13 protein-coding genes and 2 pseudogenes are annotated in these 16,710 nt (G+C 54.6%); 12 read left to right on the top strand and 3 right to left on the bottom strand.

Annotated features, from left to right (window positions below; all coding sequences use genetic code 11):
* Positions 1-1,008: pseudogene (locus RMSM_RS17365) on the bottom strand (hypothetical protein); the annotation flags it as partial.
* A gap of 776 nt (positions 1,009-1,784) precedes the next feature.
* Between RMSM_RS17365 and groL (RMSM_RS17380) the strand changes: the two are divergent.
* From groL (RMSM_RS17380) to corA, 8 genes are all read left to right on the top strand, one after another.
* Positions 1,785-3,500, top strand: a complete 1,716-nt coding sequence (gene groL, locus RMSM_RS17380; RefSeq protein WP_008698943.1) for a chaperonin GroEL — start codon at positions 1,785-1,787, stop codon at positions 3,498-3,500.
* Positions 3,501-3,666: 166 nt separating this feature from the next.
* Positions 3,667-3,963 (top strand): co-chaperone GroES, encoded by a 297-nt coding sequence (gene groES / locus RMSM_RS17385; protein ID WP_008698946.1) that lies wholly within the window; start codon positions 3,667-3,669, stop codon positions 3,961-3,963.
* A 141-nt stretch (positions 3,964-4,104) separates the two neighbouring features.
* On the top strand, positions 4,105-5,724 hold the full coding sequence (groL, locus tag RMSM_RS17390) for a chaperonin GroEL (protein WP_040767719.1): 1,620 nt from the start codon (positions 4,105-4,107) through the stop codon (positions 5,722-5,724).
* Between the two features lie 255 nt (positions 5,725-5,979).
* Entirely contained in the window at positions 5,980-7,128 is a 1,149-nt protein-coding gene (gene dnaJ / locus RMSM_RS17395; protein ID WP_008698950.1) for a molecular chaperone DnaJ, read from the top strand.
* A gap of 8 nt (positions 7,129-7,136) precedes the next feature.
* Positions 7,137-7,730 carry a nucleotide exchange factor GrpE gene (gene grpE / locus RMSM_RS17400; RefSeq protein ID WP_008698952.1) on the top strand — a complete coding sequence of 198 codons (594 nt, stop codon included), beginning with the start codon at positions 7,137-7,139 and terminating at the stop codon, positions 7,728-7,730.
* Between the two features lie 72 nt (positions 7,731-7,802).
* Positions 7,803-8,111, top strand: coding sequence for an FmdB family zinc ribbon protein (locus tag RMSM_RS17405; protein ID WP_040767711.1), 309 nt, complete (start codon positions 7,803-7,805; stop codon positions 8,109-8,111).
* Between the two features lie 2 nt (positions 8,112-8,113).
* On the top strand, positions 8,114-8,680 hold the full coding sequence (locus RMSM_RS17410; protein ID WP_008698956.1) for an isochorismatase family protein: 567 nt from the start codon (positions 8,114-8,116) through the stop codon (positions 8,678-8,680).
* Positions 8,681-8,746: 66 nt separating this feature from the next.
* The gene (gene corA, locus RMSM_RS17415; protein ID WP_008698958.1) at positions 8,747-9,862 is read left to right on the top strand and encodes a magnesium/cobalt transporter CorA; all 1,116 of its coding nucleotides are present in this window, start codon (positions 8,747-8,749) and stop codon (positions 9,860-9,862) included.
* A 314-nt stretch (positions 9,863-10,176) separates the two neighbouring features.
* On the opposite strand, the pseudogene RMSM_RS42700 reads toward corA, so the two are convergent.
* Positions 10,177-11,264 (bottom strand): annotated as a pseudogene (locus RMSM_RS42700) (DUF1570 domain-containing protein).
* A gap of 121 nt (positions 11,265-11,385) precedes the next feature.
* Between RMSM_RS42700 and RMSM_RS17425 the strand changes: the two are divergent.
* From RMSM_RS17425 to RMSM_RS17435, 3 genes are all read left to right on the top strand, one after another.
* A complete protein-coding gene (locus RMSM_RS17425) occupies positions 11,386-12,681 on the top strand; it encodes a hypothetical protein (RefSeq protein ID WP_144057740.1) in 1,296 nt (431 codons plus the stop codon).
* Positions 12,678-13,676 carry a peptidylprolyl isomerase gene (locus RMSM_RS17430; protein WP_008698963.1) on the top strand — a complete coding sequence of 333 codons (999 nt, stop codon included), beginning with the start codon at positions 12,678-12,680 and terminating at the stop codon, positions 13,674-13,676. Before RMSM_RS17425 ends, RMSM_RS17430 begins: the two co-directional genes overlap by 4 nt.
* Before the next feature lie 65 nt (positions 13,677-13,741).
* The gene (locus RMSM_RS17435) at positions 13,742-15,064 is read left to right on the top strand and encodes an NTP/NDP exchange transporter (RefSeq protein ID WP_008698966.1); all 1,323 of its coding nucleotides are present in this window, start codon (positions 13,742-13,744) and stop codon (positions 15,062-15,064) included.
* 95 nt (positions 15,065-15,159) lie between these two features.
* On the opposite strand, the gene RMSM_RS17440 is transcribed toward RMSM_RS17435, so the two are convergent.
* Positions 15,160-15,609, bottom strand: coding sequence for a hypothetical protein (locus tag RMSM_RS17440; RefSeq protein WP_008698968.1), 450 nt, complete (start codon positions 15,607-15,609; stop codon positions 15,160-15,162).
* Positions 15,610-16,166: 557 nt separating this feature from the next.
* On the opposite strand from RMSM_RS17440, the gene RMSM_RS17450 reads away from it, so the two are divergent.
* A complete protein-coding gene (locus RMSM_RS17450; protein WP_040767724.1) occupies positions 16,167-16,589 on the top strand; it encodes a GreA/GreB family elongation factor in 423 nt (140 codons plus the stop codon).
* Positions 16,590-16,710: the final 121 nt, after the last annotated feature.

The following is a 16,710-nucleotide window of genomic DNA, read 5'->3' on the forward strand; positions in this document are numbered from 1 at the left end:
GTTTAAGCTCGGCGGCGTCATCGGCGCTGTATCGCTCGATGCACCGAACGTGTTGCCTATCCCAGACGGCGACCCAACAGGAACGGGTTGACCGATCGGGACAGGTTGCCCGATCGGAGTAGGTTGATAAACGTTGGATTGGTTTGCACCCAAACTGCTGTAGGGGGATCGTTGCAGTTGATCCAAATAGGACGTACATCCCTGTTGGGTTGTGACCGTCGTGCCCGAAACCGGGTCAACCGAGGTCACCGGGCGATAGTAGGTGACGGGAGCACGGTAGTACGACGAGCGATAGTTTGTGCCGAACAAAGCGCCAAAGAAACGTCCGAGCCCTCCCACACGAGGTTGCTCGGGGACGACAAACGGTGGCGCGACTTGCGTCGCCGGGATCGCAGTGGATGGAGTCGCGTAGGCTGCCGAATACGATGACGAAGGCGTCGATTGCATCGGATAAGCATTGTTTCCGCCGAAAAACGATGACGTCGGAGCGTTGCCACGAAGCGATCGCGCAAGCGGTACGCCGCCCGCCGGAATTGGAATCGACGACGTTGGAGGATAAGCTGATGCGATCGGCGCCGAGGTTCCGCTCATTGGCAGACTATACGATGTTTGCGCCGTCGCTTGACCCGTGACCGGAGCTCCGGTGTAAACCGACGGATTGTTTAGCGTATAAGCAGGCCGCTGAGCTTGGTAAACACCGCTGATCTGATAGCGAGGCGTCGTCGGTTGGACGAGCGGAGTCGCTCCGTACGCCGAACTGTAAAGGGCGCTGCTTGGGTAGGCTGCGGTATAAGGCGACGCAGCCGCATAGCCTGCCGAGTAGCCCACTGGCACGGGGGCGTAGTTCGCGCTGTAAGGATAGGCAGCCGCATACGGCGTATAACCTGCGGCGTATGCTGTCGGCCGTCCGAAAAGCCAATCGGTTAGGCAGCAAGCAGATGCATCCGCTGTCGCAAAGCTAACAGCAGCAAATGTGATTAATGCGGCAAGGCGTCGTCGTTTCGACATCCAGATTACCCGTGCGTGAGAAACGTGTTCGCTCGCATAAACCCAAGTTTGCGCGAGACTACATGAGCAAGTGGACGTCCGAAGCCGCGTTGGGTCAACGATTCTTGAATCAACTTCCTTTGATTGGTAAACGTTTCCGGTCAGCTGGTAACGATTGAAACGGTCACGGCAAATTTATTGCCCCCCATCGATCGCTTTCCCGACACCTAGCGTCCACCGCAGCATGTGACGCGAACCCGCGATATTGACGCTGCAGCGGGCGAGTCGTGGGGGTCGTGTCGTGCCCCCGATCCCTTTCCTCACCGAGGTAGAGCGAGCCGTCAACTTCACTCCAGGACATCTTGGCAAGATCGACCTTGAACTCTGGCTGCAGCTCATTCCAAGGAAACGCCAAACCGGTTCGCAGGCCTGTTGAACATGACTCTGCCAAGCTGACACGACAACGCTGCCACGTCTTCATCGAAAATGTAATTTGGGGATTCGTAAGTCCTTCTCGTGAAACGACTTGCGGATGTTTTTCTGGGCGTGGCACACGGGTTGCTCTCCAGAGGAGCCAACCGGCTGGCTGCTGCCACCGTTGCAGACTTACGTTCATCCGCAAGGATTGGGCGGGGCGTTGATCCCCAGTGGCGAAACGCCCCACCGTTCTCCTTCGCGGCAGAAACTCATTTTCGATCCCATCCCTTACTTTGTTGTTGTTTGGCTCTCATGTCCCGCTATGGGGGGTGAGCCTGAGCGGCAGCATTCATTAGACGAAACCACAGGAGAAAAACGTCGTGGCAAAGCAAATCGTTTTCGACGACGATGCACGCGGGCCATTGTTGGCCGGTGTCAGCAAATTGGCGCGAGCCGTCCGCAGCACCTTGGGACCTCGCGGTCGCAATGCCGTGTTGGACAAAGGCTGGGGCTCACCTAAAGTCACCAAAGACGGTGTGACGGTTGCTGAAGACATCGAATTAGACGATCCGTTTGAGAACCTTGGGGCTCAACTCGTCAAAGAAGCCGCTAGCAAGACCAATGACGTCGCTGGTGACGGTACGACCACGGCAACCGTGTTGGCGGAAGCCATCTTCCGTGAAGGCTTGAAGATGGTCGCTATGGGCGCCGACCCAATGGCCCTTTCCCGCGGTATCGCCAAAGGCGTGGATGCGGTTGTGGCTCAAGTTGGAAAATTGGCCAAGCCGATCGACGAGAAGAGCAAGAGCGACATCAAGCAAGTCGCAACGATCGCAGGCAACAATGACCCCGAGATCGGTAACGTCCTTGCCGACGCGTTCACCAAGGTGGGCAAGAACGGTGTGATCACGGTCGAGGAAGGCCGTACGAACGAAACCACTGTCGACGTTGTCGAAGGGATGCAGTTCGATCGCGGGTTCCTGTCGCCTCATTTCGTCACCAACCAAGACGAAGTTTCGGTGGAACTCGAAGACTGCTACGTCCTGCTCTTCGAAGAGAAGATCAGTGCGAACAAGAAGATGATTCCATTGTTGGAAGCGGTCAGCAAATCGAAGAAACCTTTGTTGATCATCGCCGAAGACGTCGAAGGCGAAGCTCTGGCCACTTTGGTTGTCAACAAGATGCGTGGCATCTTGACCGTTTGTGCTGTGAAAGCACCCGGTTATGGCGATCGCCGCAAAGCGATCCTCGGCGACATCGCTGTGTTGACCGGCGGAAAGGCGATCTTCAAAGACCTCGGTATCGATCTGGAAAGCGTCAAACTGAGCGACCTGGGCCGTGCCAAGAAGATTCGCATCACCAGCGAAGCGACCACCATGGTCGGCGGTGCTGGCAAGAAAGCGGATATCGACGGTCGTGTCGAGCAAATTCGCCGCGAAATCAGCAACACCGACAGCGATTACGATCGCGAGAAGTTGCAAGAGCGTTTGGCGAAGCTCGCCGGTGGTGTGGCTCAGATCAGCGTCGGTGCTGCCACCGAAACTGAAATGAAAGAACGCAAAGCACTTCTGGACGACGCTCGTGCGGCAACTCAAGCCGCGCTCGAAGAAGGCATCGTTCCCGGTGGTGGAACCGCGCTGCTTCGCTGCCGTAGCGTTGTGGAAAAATTGGAAAAGGAAACCGAAGGCGATCAAAAGTTGGGTGTGCGAATCATCCGCAACATCCTGGATCAGCCTTTGCGTGCGATCGCCAACAACGCCGGACTTGATGGCGCCGTGGTGGTCAATCGCGTGTTGCAGATGAAGGGCAAACATGACGGATACGATGCGAACGCCGAGAACTATTGTGATCTCGTCGCCGCGGGAATCGTCGACCCTGCCAAAGTGGTTCGCACCTCGCTAACCAATGCGGCAAGTGTTGCATCGCTGTTGTTGACCACCGAATCGTTGGTCACCGAAATCCCGGTCGAAGAGGATGAAGCAGCGGGCGGCGACCATGGTCATGACCACGGAATGGGTGGCATGGGCGGAATGGGCGGCGGCATGCCAGGCATGGGTGGCATGGGCGGCATGGGTGGAATGGGCGGCATGATGTAATGCATCGGCCTCGCATCAAGATTGGGGTCGCGACCGGACGCTTCGGCTTTCGGCTGCGATCCCGCAGGCGAGGCACGCTTTTTTCCGACTCAGACCCTTTGGGGTTCTGTCCTCCGTTTGAACAAAACCTTTTAAACACAACTTTCAATACAGAAGCGAAAATACTATGGCAAACATGAACCTACGTCCGTTGGATGACCGCATTGTTGTTGAGCCCGTTGAAGCCGAAGAAACCACCGCTGGCGGTATCGTGCTTCCCGATTCGGCTCGCGAAAAACCACAGCGTGGCACAGTCGTCGCCGTTGGCCCAGGCAAGATGTTGGACAGCGGAAACCGTGGCGAGCTAAGCGTCACCGTTGGCGACGTCGTGATCTACGGCAAGTACGGCGGAAGCAACATCGAAGTCGATGGCCGCGAAATGAAGATCCTTCGCGAAAGCGACATCTTGGCAAAAGTTCTGTAGTGAACGGCACTTTTGGTTTTTCGCAGCAAGCTCACGCAGGTGGGCTCGGCTGCGATGGACGAAACGTCTCAGCGGTGTGTGCGTCACTGCCGCTGATTGCAACAAAACGAACAACAGCAATTTTATTACAGGAATTCACTCGTGGCAAAACAACTGCTATTTGACGACCACGCGCGAGCTCGCATGTTGGCGGGCGTCGACAAGTTGGCCAATGCGGTCGCCGTGACGATGGGCCCCACCGGTCGCAACGTCATGATCGAAAAGTCCTTCGGCGGACCGACCGTAACGAAAGACGGTGTCACCGTCGCTAAAGAAATCGAACTCGAAGATCGCTTCGAGAACATGGGTGCCAAACTGGTGATCGAGGTCGCACAAAAGACCAGCGATCTGGCCGGTGATGGTACTACCACCGCAACCGTGTTGGCACGAGCGATCTTCAAAGAAGGTCTGCGTAACATCGTCGCCGGCAGCAATCCAGCGGCCATTCGCCGTGGGATCGACCGCGCTGTACAAGCCGCTACCGACAAATTGCTCGAGATGGGCCAACCCGTCAAAAACAAAGAGCAAATCGCGAACGTTGGTGCGATCAGTGCGAACAACGACAAAGTCATCGGCAACTTGTTGGCCGACGCTTTGGAACGAGTCGGTAAGGATGGCGTGATCACGGTCGAAGAAGGCAAGAGCCGAGCGACCGAAGTGAATTACGTTGACGGCATGCAGTTCGACAAGGGCTACATCTCGCCTTACTTCATCAACGATCCAGGCACGATGGAAGCGAGCCTCGAGAACGCTTTGATCCTGCTGTATGAGAAGAAGATCAGCAACATCCGCGATCTTGTTCCATTGTTGGAAAAAGCGGCACAAACCGGTCAACCTTTGTTGATCATCGCCGAAGATGTCGATGCGGAAGCATTGACGTTGTTGGTCGTCAACAAGTTGCGTGGCACGCTGAACGTGTGTGCCGTCAAGGCTCCTGGTTTTGGCGACCGTCGCAAGGCAATGCTGGGCGATATCGCAACCCTGACCGGCGGCACATTGATCAGCGAAGACTTGGGCATCCAGCTCGAAAATGTCACGCTCGAGCAACTCGGTCGTGCCAAGAAGGTCACCGTTGACAAGAGCAACACGACGATCGTCGAAGGCAGCGGAAACCGCGAAGACATCGACAAACGTGTTTCTCAGATCCGTGCTCAAATCGAACAAACCGATAGCGAGTACGACAAGGAGAAATTCCAAGAGCGTTTGGCGAAATTGGCTGGTGGCGTTGCTGTGATCAGCGTGGGCGCCGAAACCGAAGCCGAAATGAAGCAAACCAAGGCTCGCTTGGAAGACGCACTGCATGCGACCCGTGCGGCTGTCGAAGAAGGCATTCTTCCCGGTGGTGGCGTGGCACTTGTGCGTTGCTACGAAGCGGTCGAAGCGGCTCAGAAGAAAGCCCGTGGCGACGAAAAGATCGGCGTTGGTATCGTCTTAAATGCATTGGATGCTCCGATGCGTCAAATTGCCGACAATGGTGGAATCGATGGCAGCGTTGTCGTCGACGAAGTTCGTCAAAAGGGTGACACGATCGGTTACGACGCCAACACCGGCGAGTACTGTGACATGCTCAAGGCTGGTGTGATCGACCCTGTGAAGGTCGCTCGCACTGCGTTGGCAAACGCCGGCAGCATCGCGGGTTTGATGTTGACGACCGAAGCCTTGGTCACCAATTTCGAAGCCGAAGATAAGGACAAACGTCAAGTCGAAGGCGTCGTGTCGTAAAGCGAGGAGGATCTCCTCGGATTACGACTAGTTAAGTGTGATTCGATAGTGATGTGCGGTACCCCGCCTTTTGTCAAAGAGGTGGCCGCACGGGTTGTCGATGCACGATGATTGATAAGAATCGAATCGGGTCGTCGCCAATGGGGCGGACGGCCTGATTTGATATCAGGGCCGGATGGATTCTGGTCCCGAATACAGCGGCAGTCGCTGTGTTAGCTCGTCTGATTTTTTGCTCTGGATAATGTTGCCGTTGTTATGGCTGAAAAACGCGATTATTACGCCGTCCTCGGGGTGGCTCGCACTGCGACGAAACAGGAACTCGATCGTGCTTATCGCAAGCTGGCGATCAAGTACCATCCCGACAGTAATAAAAACGACGAGAATGCTGTCGAGATGTTCAAAGAGGCATCCGAGGCCTACGAAATTCTGAGCGACCAGGCAAAACGTGAGCGGTATGATCGCTATGGACACGCCGGTGTTGACGGTATGGCCCATCAATCGCACGACGTCGAAGACATCTTCGAAGCGTTCGGCGATCTGTTTGGCGGCGGGATGTTTGGCGATTTGTTTGGGTCACGTGGCGGCGGTGGCGGACGGCGGCGATCGCGTCGCGGTGCCGATATTCGCTGTAATGTGACACTGACACTCGAAGAAGCCGCTCGCGGCGTTAGAAAAGATATCTCGTTTCGGCGACGTGTACGCTGCGTAACTTGTGAGGGCAGCGGAGCCGCGCCGGGCAGCAAACCCGAAGCCTGTGCCACCTGTGGTGGACGCGGCCAAGTGATTCAATCCGCGGGCATTTTGCGAGTGCAGACCGCATGTCCACACTGTCATGGTACGGGCCAGCAGATCAGCCAACCTTGTGCCGATTGCCGGGGCGCTGGGCTGCAAAACGAAAAAGCGGAATTGACCGTTGAAATTCCTGCGGGAGTTGATGACGGGATGCGAGTTCGCTTGCAAGGCGAAGGCGAAGCCAGTCCTGATGGTGGACCTCCCGGGGACTGCTATTGTTTCATTTCCGTGTTGCCGCACGCGTTGTTCAAACGCGACGGCGTTCACTTGATACTGCAGCTGCCGATCTCGTATACGCAAGCCGCGTTGGGAGCCGAGATTGAAGTTCCTACTCTGGATGGTCCCGAGTCGCTTCGTGTCGATGCAGGCACCCAGAACGGCGACGTCTTTACGCTTCGCGGCAAAGGAATCTTGGATCCGCGCGGCGGACGTGCTGGCGACCTGTTGATCCAAGTGATGATCGAAGTACCGAAAAAACTCTCCGGCGAGCAAGAAAAACTGCTTCGCGAATTAGCGGAACTTGAACATGAAACGGTATTGCCTCATCGCAAATCGTTTCTGGAAAAGCTCCGAACGTTTTTTGACCCCGATGCACAACCTCAAGAAACTTGAATCGAAATATGAACCAAGAAGAAAACAAATCCCAGGAAGAGATTGACGCAATGGATGCCGTGCACGAAGACGAAGGGTCGCAGGACGAAGGCATGCAAGACGATGACGCTGGCATTGAAAGTCGCGATGAAGAAATGGAGCGATTGCGAGCTTCGTCTGAATCCGCTGAAAAACGCGTCTTGCAGGCTCAAGCCGAAGCCGAGAATTTTCGCAAACGGATGCGTCGTGATTTCGAGGACCAATTGCGCTATGCAGCGGTCCCGCTGGTGAACGATTTGCTGCAAGTTCGCGACAACTTGCATCGAGCGATCGAAGCCGCAGGATCGACTAGCGAATCCGATGGGCTCCGCGAAGGGGTTGCGATGGTCGCAAAACAGCTCGACGACACGCTCGCGAAATATCAAATTCGTGAAATCCCCGCCGCAGGTGAATTGTTCGATCCGAACTACCACGAAGCCATCTCGCAAATCCCCAGCGACGAACACGCCGCAGGGACCGTGGCTCATGTTGCCGTCACTGGATTCCAGATGCACGATCGAGTGATTCGCCCCAGCCAAGTCATTGTCAGCACGGGACCTGCGAGTGATACGCCCGCGAACTAAGATCGCGGAAACGAGATTCGCCCCTTGCAGTTGAACGTTCCTAACCTGGTCCATCTTTGAAGGCAACATTTTATGCCAACCTATGATTATGAGTGCGACGCCTGCGGCCACACCATGGAGCTCTTTCAAGGGATCAATGATCCCGTTGAAAAGAAATGTCCTGAGTGCAAAAAGAAGAAACTGAAGCGTTTGTTCGGTGCGGGGGCAGCGATTGTGTTCAAGGGCAGCGGGTTCTATCAAACCGATTACCGCAGCGAAGGATACAAGAAAGCCGCCAAAGCGGATAAATCGTCGACAAGCAGTTCGAGCAAAGGCGATTCAAAAGCTTCGAAAAGCGAGTCCAAGCCTAGCAAAGCCGCGAAGCCCAAAAGCGACTCCTAACGATGCCGCACGTCCACTCGCCGCTACGATTGACTGCGGAACGCAGTGCACTGTGGGTTATTGATCTGCAGGAAAAGCTGGTACCCGTCGTCCCTTCGGGGGACGCTGTGGTCGAGCAAACGATGCGATTGATCGAAGCGGCGAAATGTTTGGACGTGCCGCACGCCGCCACGGTTCAGTATCCCGAGCGGCTAGGCGGATTGGTTCATCCGCTGGGCGATGTCTTTGCGTCGCCCGAAGCCAAGCGAGCCTTTAGTGCCACGGTTTGCCGTGACGCACTTGAGACGTGGGCCAACCAATCCCGCGATCAGATTGTGATCACAGGGATCGAAACGCACGTGTGTGTTTTGCAAACAGTATTGGATCTGATCGCCGAAGGGTTCCGCCCGTTTGTGGTTGCCGAGGCGGTTGCCGCACGTCACGGTCGCGATCATGAAATCGCGATCGAGCGGATGCAGATGGCCGGAGCAACGATCACCACAGTGGAATCGGTGCTATTTGAATGGGTGGGGACTTCGCTGCACCCTCAGTTCAAGACGATCAGTCAGCTGGTCAAAAAACGACGTTAGTTCGCATCGTGTCGGTGAAACCGATACGATGGATGAAAATCGTGCGGCACGTCGAAGGCATTTTCTGTGGATGAAGCTGAACAACCTATTCCGCGGCGAATTAATTTTCGCAAACGGTTCTATCATCCGTTTCAGCGTCGTACGCGAGTTGGTTCGGTTCCCGGAAAGCTGCGATCGAGCAAGAATGCGGTTCCCACCCACGTGGAACGAATCGTTTTCGATCAAACCACGTTGCAAGTAGATGATTCTGTAGAGACGTCTTCGCTGTCGGACGTCACCACAGGTACCCAGTGGATCAACGTCGTCGGGCTGGCGGATCACAAAACGATCGAAGCGATCGGCGAGTGTTTTGAGATTCACCCGCTGCTGCTTGAAGACATCATTCACACGCACCAGCGACCCAAGGTCGATACGATCAAAGGCCGCGTTGTGGTCATTCTGAGGATGACGGACCAGCAGATTCCACTTCACTTAGAGCAGGTCTCGCTGGTGCTCAGCGGCAATACGTTGATCTCGTTCCAAGAACGACCAGGCGATTCGTTTGAACCAGTGCGAAAACGGATTCGACAATCACTCGGACGAGTTCGTGACCAACCGGCTGACTATCTGATGTATTGCTTGATCGACGCGCTGCTTGACGCGTATTTTCCACTATTGGAACAGTACGGTCAGATGCTGGAAAAACTCGAAGATGAAGTTACCGATTCGCCTGGCCCGCAAGAGCAGACGCAGATTCGCGATGTAAAACGCGAGCTCGCTTACCTGCGAAAAACGGCTTACGGGCATCGCGAGACGCTGCAGCGATTGATCCAAGAATCGGAGGGGCGGTTTAGCGAGGACACGCGGCTCTTTCTTCGCGATTGCTTAGATCATGCCAGCCATCTGTTGGACGTGACCGAGTCGTTTCGCGAAGTCGTCACCGATTTACGAGATCTCTATTTCACCAGTCTTAGCCAACGCACCAATGACGTGATGCGATTGCTGACCTTGATCTCAACGATCTTCATTCCGATGTCGTTTGTCGCGGGGGTCTACGGGATGAACTTCGATAGCAGTCGGTCACGCTGGAACATGCCCGAAACACGTTGGGAATGGGGCTATCCGATGGCGCTGATGCTGATGATCGGCATGGCAACGGGGATGTTGTGGGTGTTTTATCGTCGCGGCTGGTTGCGACGTTGAATCTCGATGGCGAGATGCCGTTTGCCATCGCACGATGCCATCTACATTGGCACTAAACGGGTGGCGTTTGTAGCGGTGCGGCGCAAGCCGCCCGGTCTAAACCGAACGTTTTTACTCGCCGCAACCAGACGGGCGCCGCGCCCAATGCCATCTACTTTGGTAGTGGGACTCGCCAGAGTTCCTGGTGTTTCAACAACAAAGATGGGAATTCTGGCGAATCCCACTACTTGAGCATCCCCCAATGGTTGCCAAAGTAGATGGCATTGGGCTCGCGTCGTACCGCTACCAAAGTCGATGGCACTACCGAGTTCGACCTACAGCGAATCCAAAAACCAACTGACGCGTTTGCTGAATTCGTACGGATCCATTCCGATCACCTCTTGGAAATCTGCGCGTCGTTCGTCTCGTTCGTAGACGACAAAGGGGCGACGCATTGCGGTGTGCTTAAGGATTGCAGCGAATTCACGCTGCTGTCGTTCGGCCAGATAGAACATCATCGCCCATGCGACCGAGTAGGCTTCCACCACTTGATCTTCGTTGGTAAACATTTCGTCACCGCTGACTAAGTTCACGACGGCTTGGACAAACTCGGGATTGTTTTTCCTGGATAGGATTTCTTCAAGACACGCAAACTGTCTTCGTTGGCCCGTTGGCGTCGTAGCGATGCCGTGGTCGATGTAGTCACCGCCGCGGGTTCGAACAGTTGTCCAATCCCTTCGGTAATCCATTTTGGGGTGTCATTCAAACGACTGTGGACGCCGGTGTTGAATGCCGATTGATGCGCTGCTTCGTGACGCACGGTCGCGATGATCGAAGCAAGATGTCCGCCGTCATGCGTCATCACCCGATTACTATTGTTGGAATAGATGCCGGCAACGCGGGAAACATCGATTTTTTGTTTTTTGAATTCGTCATACATCGCACCGCGATCAGGAAACACGATGGCGACCATGGGGAATCGACCTTGGCGAACATGAACTCCTCGTTTGCTCATGTAGGAGACAAAGCCGCGGTGCGATTGCTCGAAGAGTTTTGCCCAGCGGTCGCCACGTCCTAGCGGCTGGACGACCAGAAAGTTTTGGGTTGCGACGACCTCAAAGTCCTTACCAAATTCGGCTCGCAATTGATTGCGAAGCTCGGGTGCCGAGAGCGGTTCGTATTGGCCTTCGAGCGATTTGAATTTCGTTTCGGGTTGTAGCGGGTCGATCGAATGCAGCCATCCATCGCGGCCCATGACGACGATCTCTCGCGCAAGCGAAACCAGTGGAATGCCTCGCTGAAGACGTCCTGCCTCCGAAAATTCAATCAATCCGCTGACTTGACCGGTTGCCGCACCACAGCCGAATGCCGATAGCAGCGAGAGTAACGCAAAGGTTAGTACGCGGGTTGGCGAGGAAGCCATCAATTCAATCCTGTCGGTGCACTGAGGGTGAGCGAGCAGTGCAAAGGTAGGTTAGAATCGAGGCGTTGCCCACAATCGTGTTGGGGGATGCAGAAGCTTCGTTAATTCAACGGTAACGAAAATGATGATCAAAACAATCGTAAGGGTTCTTCGGCGTGGCGGTCTGGGGGTGGTGCTGGCCTTTTCGGTCTCATTAGGGGGGCAGTGCCAAGAAACGGCGGATGATCTGAAGTCCGATGTGCTCGAGTGGGTCGACGAACTTGATGCCTCGAGTTTGGCGAAGCGTCAAGCCGCTGAGAACGCGTTGATCCAGGCCGGGCCGGACGTGCTGCAGTATCTGCCCGAAAACAAGACAGGGATGTCGATCGAAGCATCCGAGCGGCTGACGCGTGTTCGCAAAGCGTTGTTTTCGCTACGCACCCAAAACGAGGTCGAATCGCTGGGTATTTCCATCCGCTTGGGGGACGCTGAAACTGTCGGCGAAGCGTTTGAGGCGATTAGCCGCGACAGCGGAATTGAATTTGAATTTGACGGGGACGAGTCGACGCCGATCCAATCGGTGGCAACGCCGCTACCGTTTTGGCATGCTGTCGATTTGGTGCTCGATCAAGCCAATCTCGACATCAACTTTTACGGCGGCGACCGCGAGACGCTGCAAATCGTCCGCCGCGAGCCTGACCGGCCATCACGCGTCGATTCAGCTGCCTACACCGGCGTTTATCGGATCGAACCGACGTCGGTAAATTCACGCCGTGTGCTGAATCGTCCGAAACTCAGTGCGCTGAACATCAGTATGGAAATTAGCTGGGAACCCAGAACCACGCCGATCGGGTTGACCATTCCGATCGCTCAACTGCGAGGCGAACTCGATGACGGCGCGAAGCTAAAGCCTCAAGAGACCGGCGAGACCATCGACATTGCCACCAATAGTGAAATTGCCTTCAGCGAATTCTATTTGCCGATGCAGTTGCCTGCGGGCCAGCCACAAAAAATCGAATCCATCTCGGGCGTCATCAAAGCAATCTTGCCTGGTAAACGTCAAACGTTCGAATTGCCTTTGTCCGAACCCGGTAAGGACGTCAAGCTCGATGCCATGCAAGTGACGCTCGAGCAAGTGCGAAAGAACGGACCCATTCATGAAGTCCGAATCGGTGTCACACTGGATGATGCCGGACGTTCGCTGGAAAGTCATCGGCAGTGGATTTTCGAAAACAGTGCTTTTGTCAAACGCGCCGACGGTTCACGGGCGGATCATTTAGGTTACGAAGTCTATCGACAAACCGCGAATGGAGTGGGGATTGGCTATCTTTTTGATCTCGGCGATTCAGTAGGCGAATCGAAGCTGATTTACGAATCGCCGACCGCGGTGGTTTCCAACGAAGTCTCGTTTGTTTTGCAGGACATCATGCTGCCATGATTCGTTTTTCCAAAATTGCTTGGGTGTTTTTCCTCGCACTCATCGCGGTGACCTCGACCACCGTTGGCGAAGATCAATGGAAGCCCGAAGATCCATTTGCCGCGATCAATGGAGAACCCATTTTTCTTGGTGAGTTGAATTTGGTTCTCGTCGAGCGGTTTGGCGTGGACCAAGTCAATCAGCTGGACCTGCGTGTCAAGCAAGCGGCCGCAGCGTTGTTGGTCCGTCGCCATTTGGCGCTTCGTGCGCTCCATGAACAAGGTGGCGAGTCACTTGCGGCAATCGTCGATCGACAGCTGGAAGCGTTGGAGAGCGAATTGAAGCGACGCGGCAGCGACCTTGCTCGTTATGCCAAGGAGCGACTTTCCACCGAAAAGGCAGTGCGTGATGATCTGGATTTCAAGATTTCATGGAGCCAATATCTGAAAAGTCGATTGACCCAGGCCAATCTGGAACGCTTTTTTGAAAATCGCAAAACAAACTATGGCGGCGGTCGTTGGGAGGTGTCTCAGATATTCGTTTCAGTCGATCCATCCGATCAGGACGCGGTTCAAAGCGTCCGCGACAGCCTCGACGACTTGGTTCGCAACATTCGTAATTCCGGCGACATTGAACAAGCCTTTGCCGCAGCCGCCCGTGATCACAGCGACTCGGTTTCGGCGAGCGACGGTGGGATGATGGGGTGGGTTGAAAAGGATGGCGACTTGCCAACAAAGGTCATGCAAGCGGTGCGAGCAACGAAAGCGGGAGAAATCAGCGATCCGGTACAGAGTCCCTTGGGACTGCATGTCGTGCTGGTGCACCAGTTTGAGGAAAAGCCGATCACCTTCAGCGAACTGCGTGATGTCGCACAGGTGCGACGAGATGCTGCTAATGCACTGTTGGACTATCTAATTCAAACTCAACAGGATGCCCGAGTGAGTTGGTTGATCAAATCGCTCGAGCCACCAGCCACCGACGTGGCGTCGCCCGATGTCTCCGACGTCCAAAATTAGCTCTGTTGAAACTGCGGACGTCGGAGACGTCCGGCGACATTATTCGCCTCGGACCCGATCGATCTGTGAACCGTCCTCCTAACACCACCGGTGAGAACGCCGGTTTGATCGGACGCTGGTGGACGCGTGTGGAAGCTCGCGAAATCAAGTGCGTCGTGTGGGCATTTGCTTGGTTCTATTTTATCTTGCTTAGCTATTTCACGATTCGTCCGATACGCGAGACGATGGGAATCGAAGGGGGAACTGAAAAGCTGCCCCATTTGTTTCTGATCACATTTCTGGCCATGCTGGTCGCCGTTCCGATCTACTCCGCTGTGGTCGCTCGCTTGCCGCGTCGTTGGCTGGTGCGAGTGGTGTATCATTTTTTCGCAGGCTGTTTGTTGCTGTTTTGGAGCTTGTTGCAGGTCGAATCTGAACTGGTTCATGTTTGGACAGCTCGTGTCATCTTTATCTGGATCAATATTTTTGCCTTGTTTGCGACGAGCGTGTTTTGGAGTGTGCTGGCCGATCTATTTAGAAGCAATCAAGCGAAACGATTGTTTGGACTGATTGCGGCCGGAGGTACATTGGGCGCGATCACGGGATCGTTTTTAACGTCGATCTTGGCAACCCGGCTTTCGACCGACTCGCTATTGCTGATCCCTGCAGCACTGCTCGAGTTGGGATTGGCGTGTGCTTGGCGATTAGAGCTGAACTCGCATCACTTGCTTGACCCCGATGACGTGGACACATCGGTGGCGGCTCGATCGTTATCGGAAAAATCGACCGGTGGTGGGCTGTGGACCGGAATCACGCAGGTTTTCAGTTCAAGCTATCTGGCATCGATCTGTTTATTTCTGTTTTTGATCCAAGCGTTTGCAACCCAGTTGTATTTGCAGCAGGCCGATATCGTGAATCATGCGATTGAATTACGTGAGGCACGGACCGCGTTCTTTGCCAAGATCGACTTGGGGACTCAGCTGTTGACGTTATTGTTGCAAACCACCGTCGCCGGGGCGATACTTCGTCGACTCGGCATCAGCGTGGCGCTGTCGGTGTTGCCATTGATCTACATGTTCGGTTTCGCCGCACTGGCTAGCGCGCCGACACTGGGGGTGTTGATGGTGATCATGGTCTGCACTCGTGCCGGAGCTTATGGCATCACCGTGCCATCACGCGAAGTTTTGTTCACCGTGGTCAGTCGCGAGCAAAAGTACAAGTCAAAGAGCTTTATCGATACCGTGGTGCTCCGCGGCGGTGATGCACTGTCGAGTCAATTGTTCGGAGCACTGCAAAAATTTGGGGCAAGTTTAACAGCGATGAATTGGTATGCCGTTCCGCTGACCACGGTATGGCTGTTGATTGCATGGCGACTCGGTCGTAGCCAGGAACGGCGGGCTAAATCATAAGGACGCCGGCCGCAAAAGGTGCCGTGGATATCGTCGTTCCCAATCACCGTGGTCGGTCCATTGGCGTGGCAAAACGGGCGAAGGTTACCAAAAAATCAAAGCGGAAACTCTTCCGATGTTCCGATAATTTCGACATCCTTGTCGGCCTGGAAAATCTCGAGTAACTCTTCGTGTAGTTGGTGGGTCCACGGGGCGGTGTCGATGAAACGCATCTTCTTCCAGCTCCAATTCCGCAGCCCGCTGGTACCTTCAGTACACGCGAAGTCGGTTGGGCTTTGATCTTCGCCTTCGTCTTCTGTAGGGATCGCCGAATAGATACAGACGCCGAATTTGAAAGGGACTGCTTGATTTGGAGCCGATTTGATTTCGACCCACCAACCCCAATCTTCGCAGCACACAAATGGAGTGACGTAATCGCGATCAGCCAATTTGAGTTGCAAATATTCCGCTAACGCTTTGCCATAAATCCCATCGTTAACGAGTTCATGCTGTTCGCCCGGCAGAATCGGGAATTTGTTCGAACGGATATGGATGAATCGATTCATAGGGACCACAGCCCATACGGAAAGGCGAGTCGATGCAGCTTCGATTTGCAGAGACCATCTTGCCAGCCAACGCCGGCAAGATTGATTTAGAAAACTGGCAATGACAAGGAACAACCATCACCACAATCCAAGTAATGATAACACGACGGCCTGCTTGGGACAGAGCGTTTTAATTTCCATCGAACAAGTCAGCGGCGCAGTCGTTCGTGACGGACCGACGAGCGACCAAAACGAACGACCGCCCGTAACTTCACAAACGGCAATCACCCCGGGGCAACTGTCAACGCGGGGTGCCATTGACGCCGTTCCGCGACATTGTAGTCAGGTTAAATGATGACAATGAATCTTCGCCGTGGCGGCTCATTTTAGCCCTGGAGTTCGTGGACGGTGAGGCTGCGCCGCCATAACACCGCGATCGTCAGTGAAAATCGTGATGCGGCACATCGCTTGCATTGGCAGTGACGGTAACGAGTGGACCAAAAGGTCGCTCAAATTACCCAACAATTTTACCACCGTGATCACAGGTAGAATTGCACGCTATGTCACTCGAACGAATCATGATGAACTCTGCCACGCTTGCTGTAACACGTCCCGATGCGCTTCGTCTAAAAACGCTGCTTGATAGCGAGTTTGTGATCGCGATTGGAGGCGAACGCACTCATTTAAGCGAATTCAAGCAGCGGCTTGAACGTGCCACAGTGGTCGAGTCGCAAGACATGATGCCGGATGTGATCACGATGAACTCGACCATCCGGCTACTGGACTTGGATCTGAACGAGGTCGACACCTACACGCTCGTTTATCCTGAAGAAGCTTGTATCGCGGAGGGGAAGTTGTCGATTCTTTCGCCTCTTGGGACAATGATCTTCGGATGTCGTGTAGGCGAAAGTGTGACATGCCATGTTTTGGGCCACCAAAATCGGAAACGGGTTGAGAAGATCACCTTTCAACCTGAACGCATTGGTGCATTTAACTTGTAGCACCACACGGCTACGGCGAATGTTATTCTGATAATCCTTGGCGAGAACGCAGTCGGGCGATCATGGCGACGGTGGACGCCGCGAGTAAGAGCGTGCTAAAGACGAAGTAACCGATCACGAC

Source organism: Rhodopirellula maiorica SM1 (assembly GCF_000346295.1).
Taxonomy (GTDB): domain Bacteria; phylum Planctomycetota; class Planctomycetia; order Pirellulales; family Pirellulaceae; genus Novipirellula; species Novipirellula maiorica.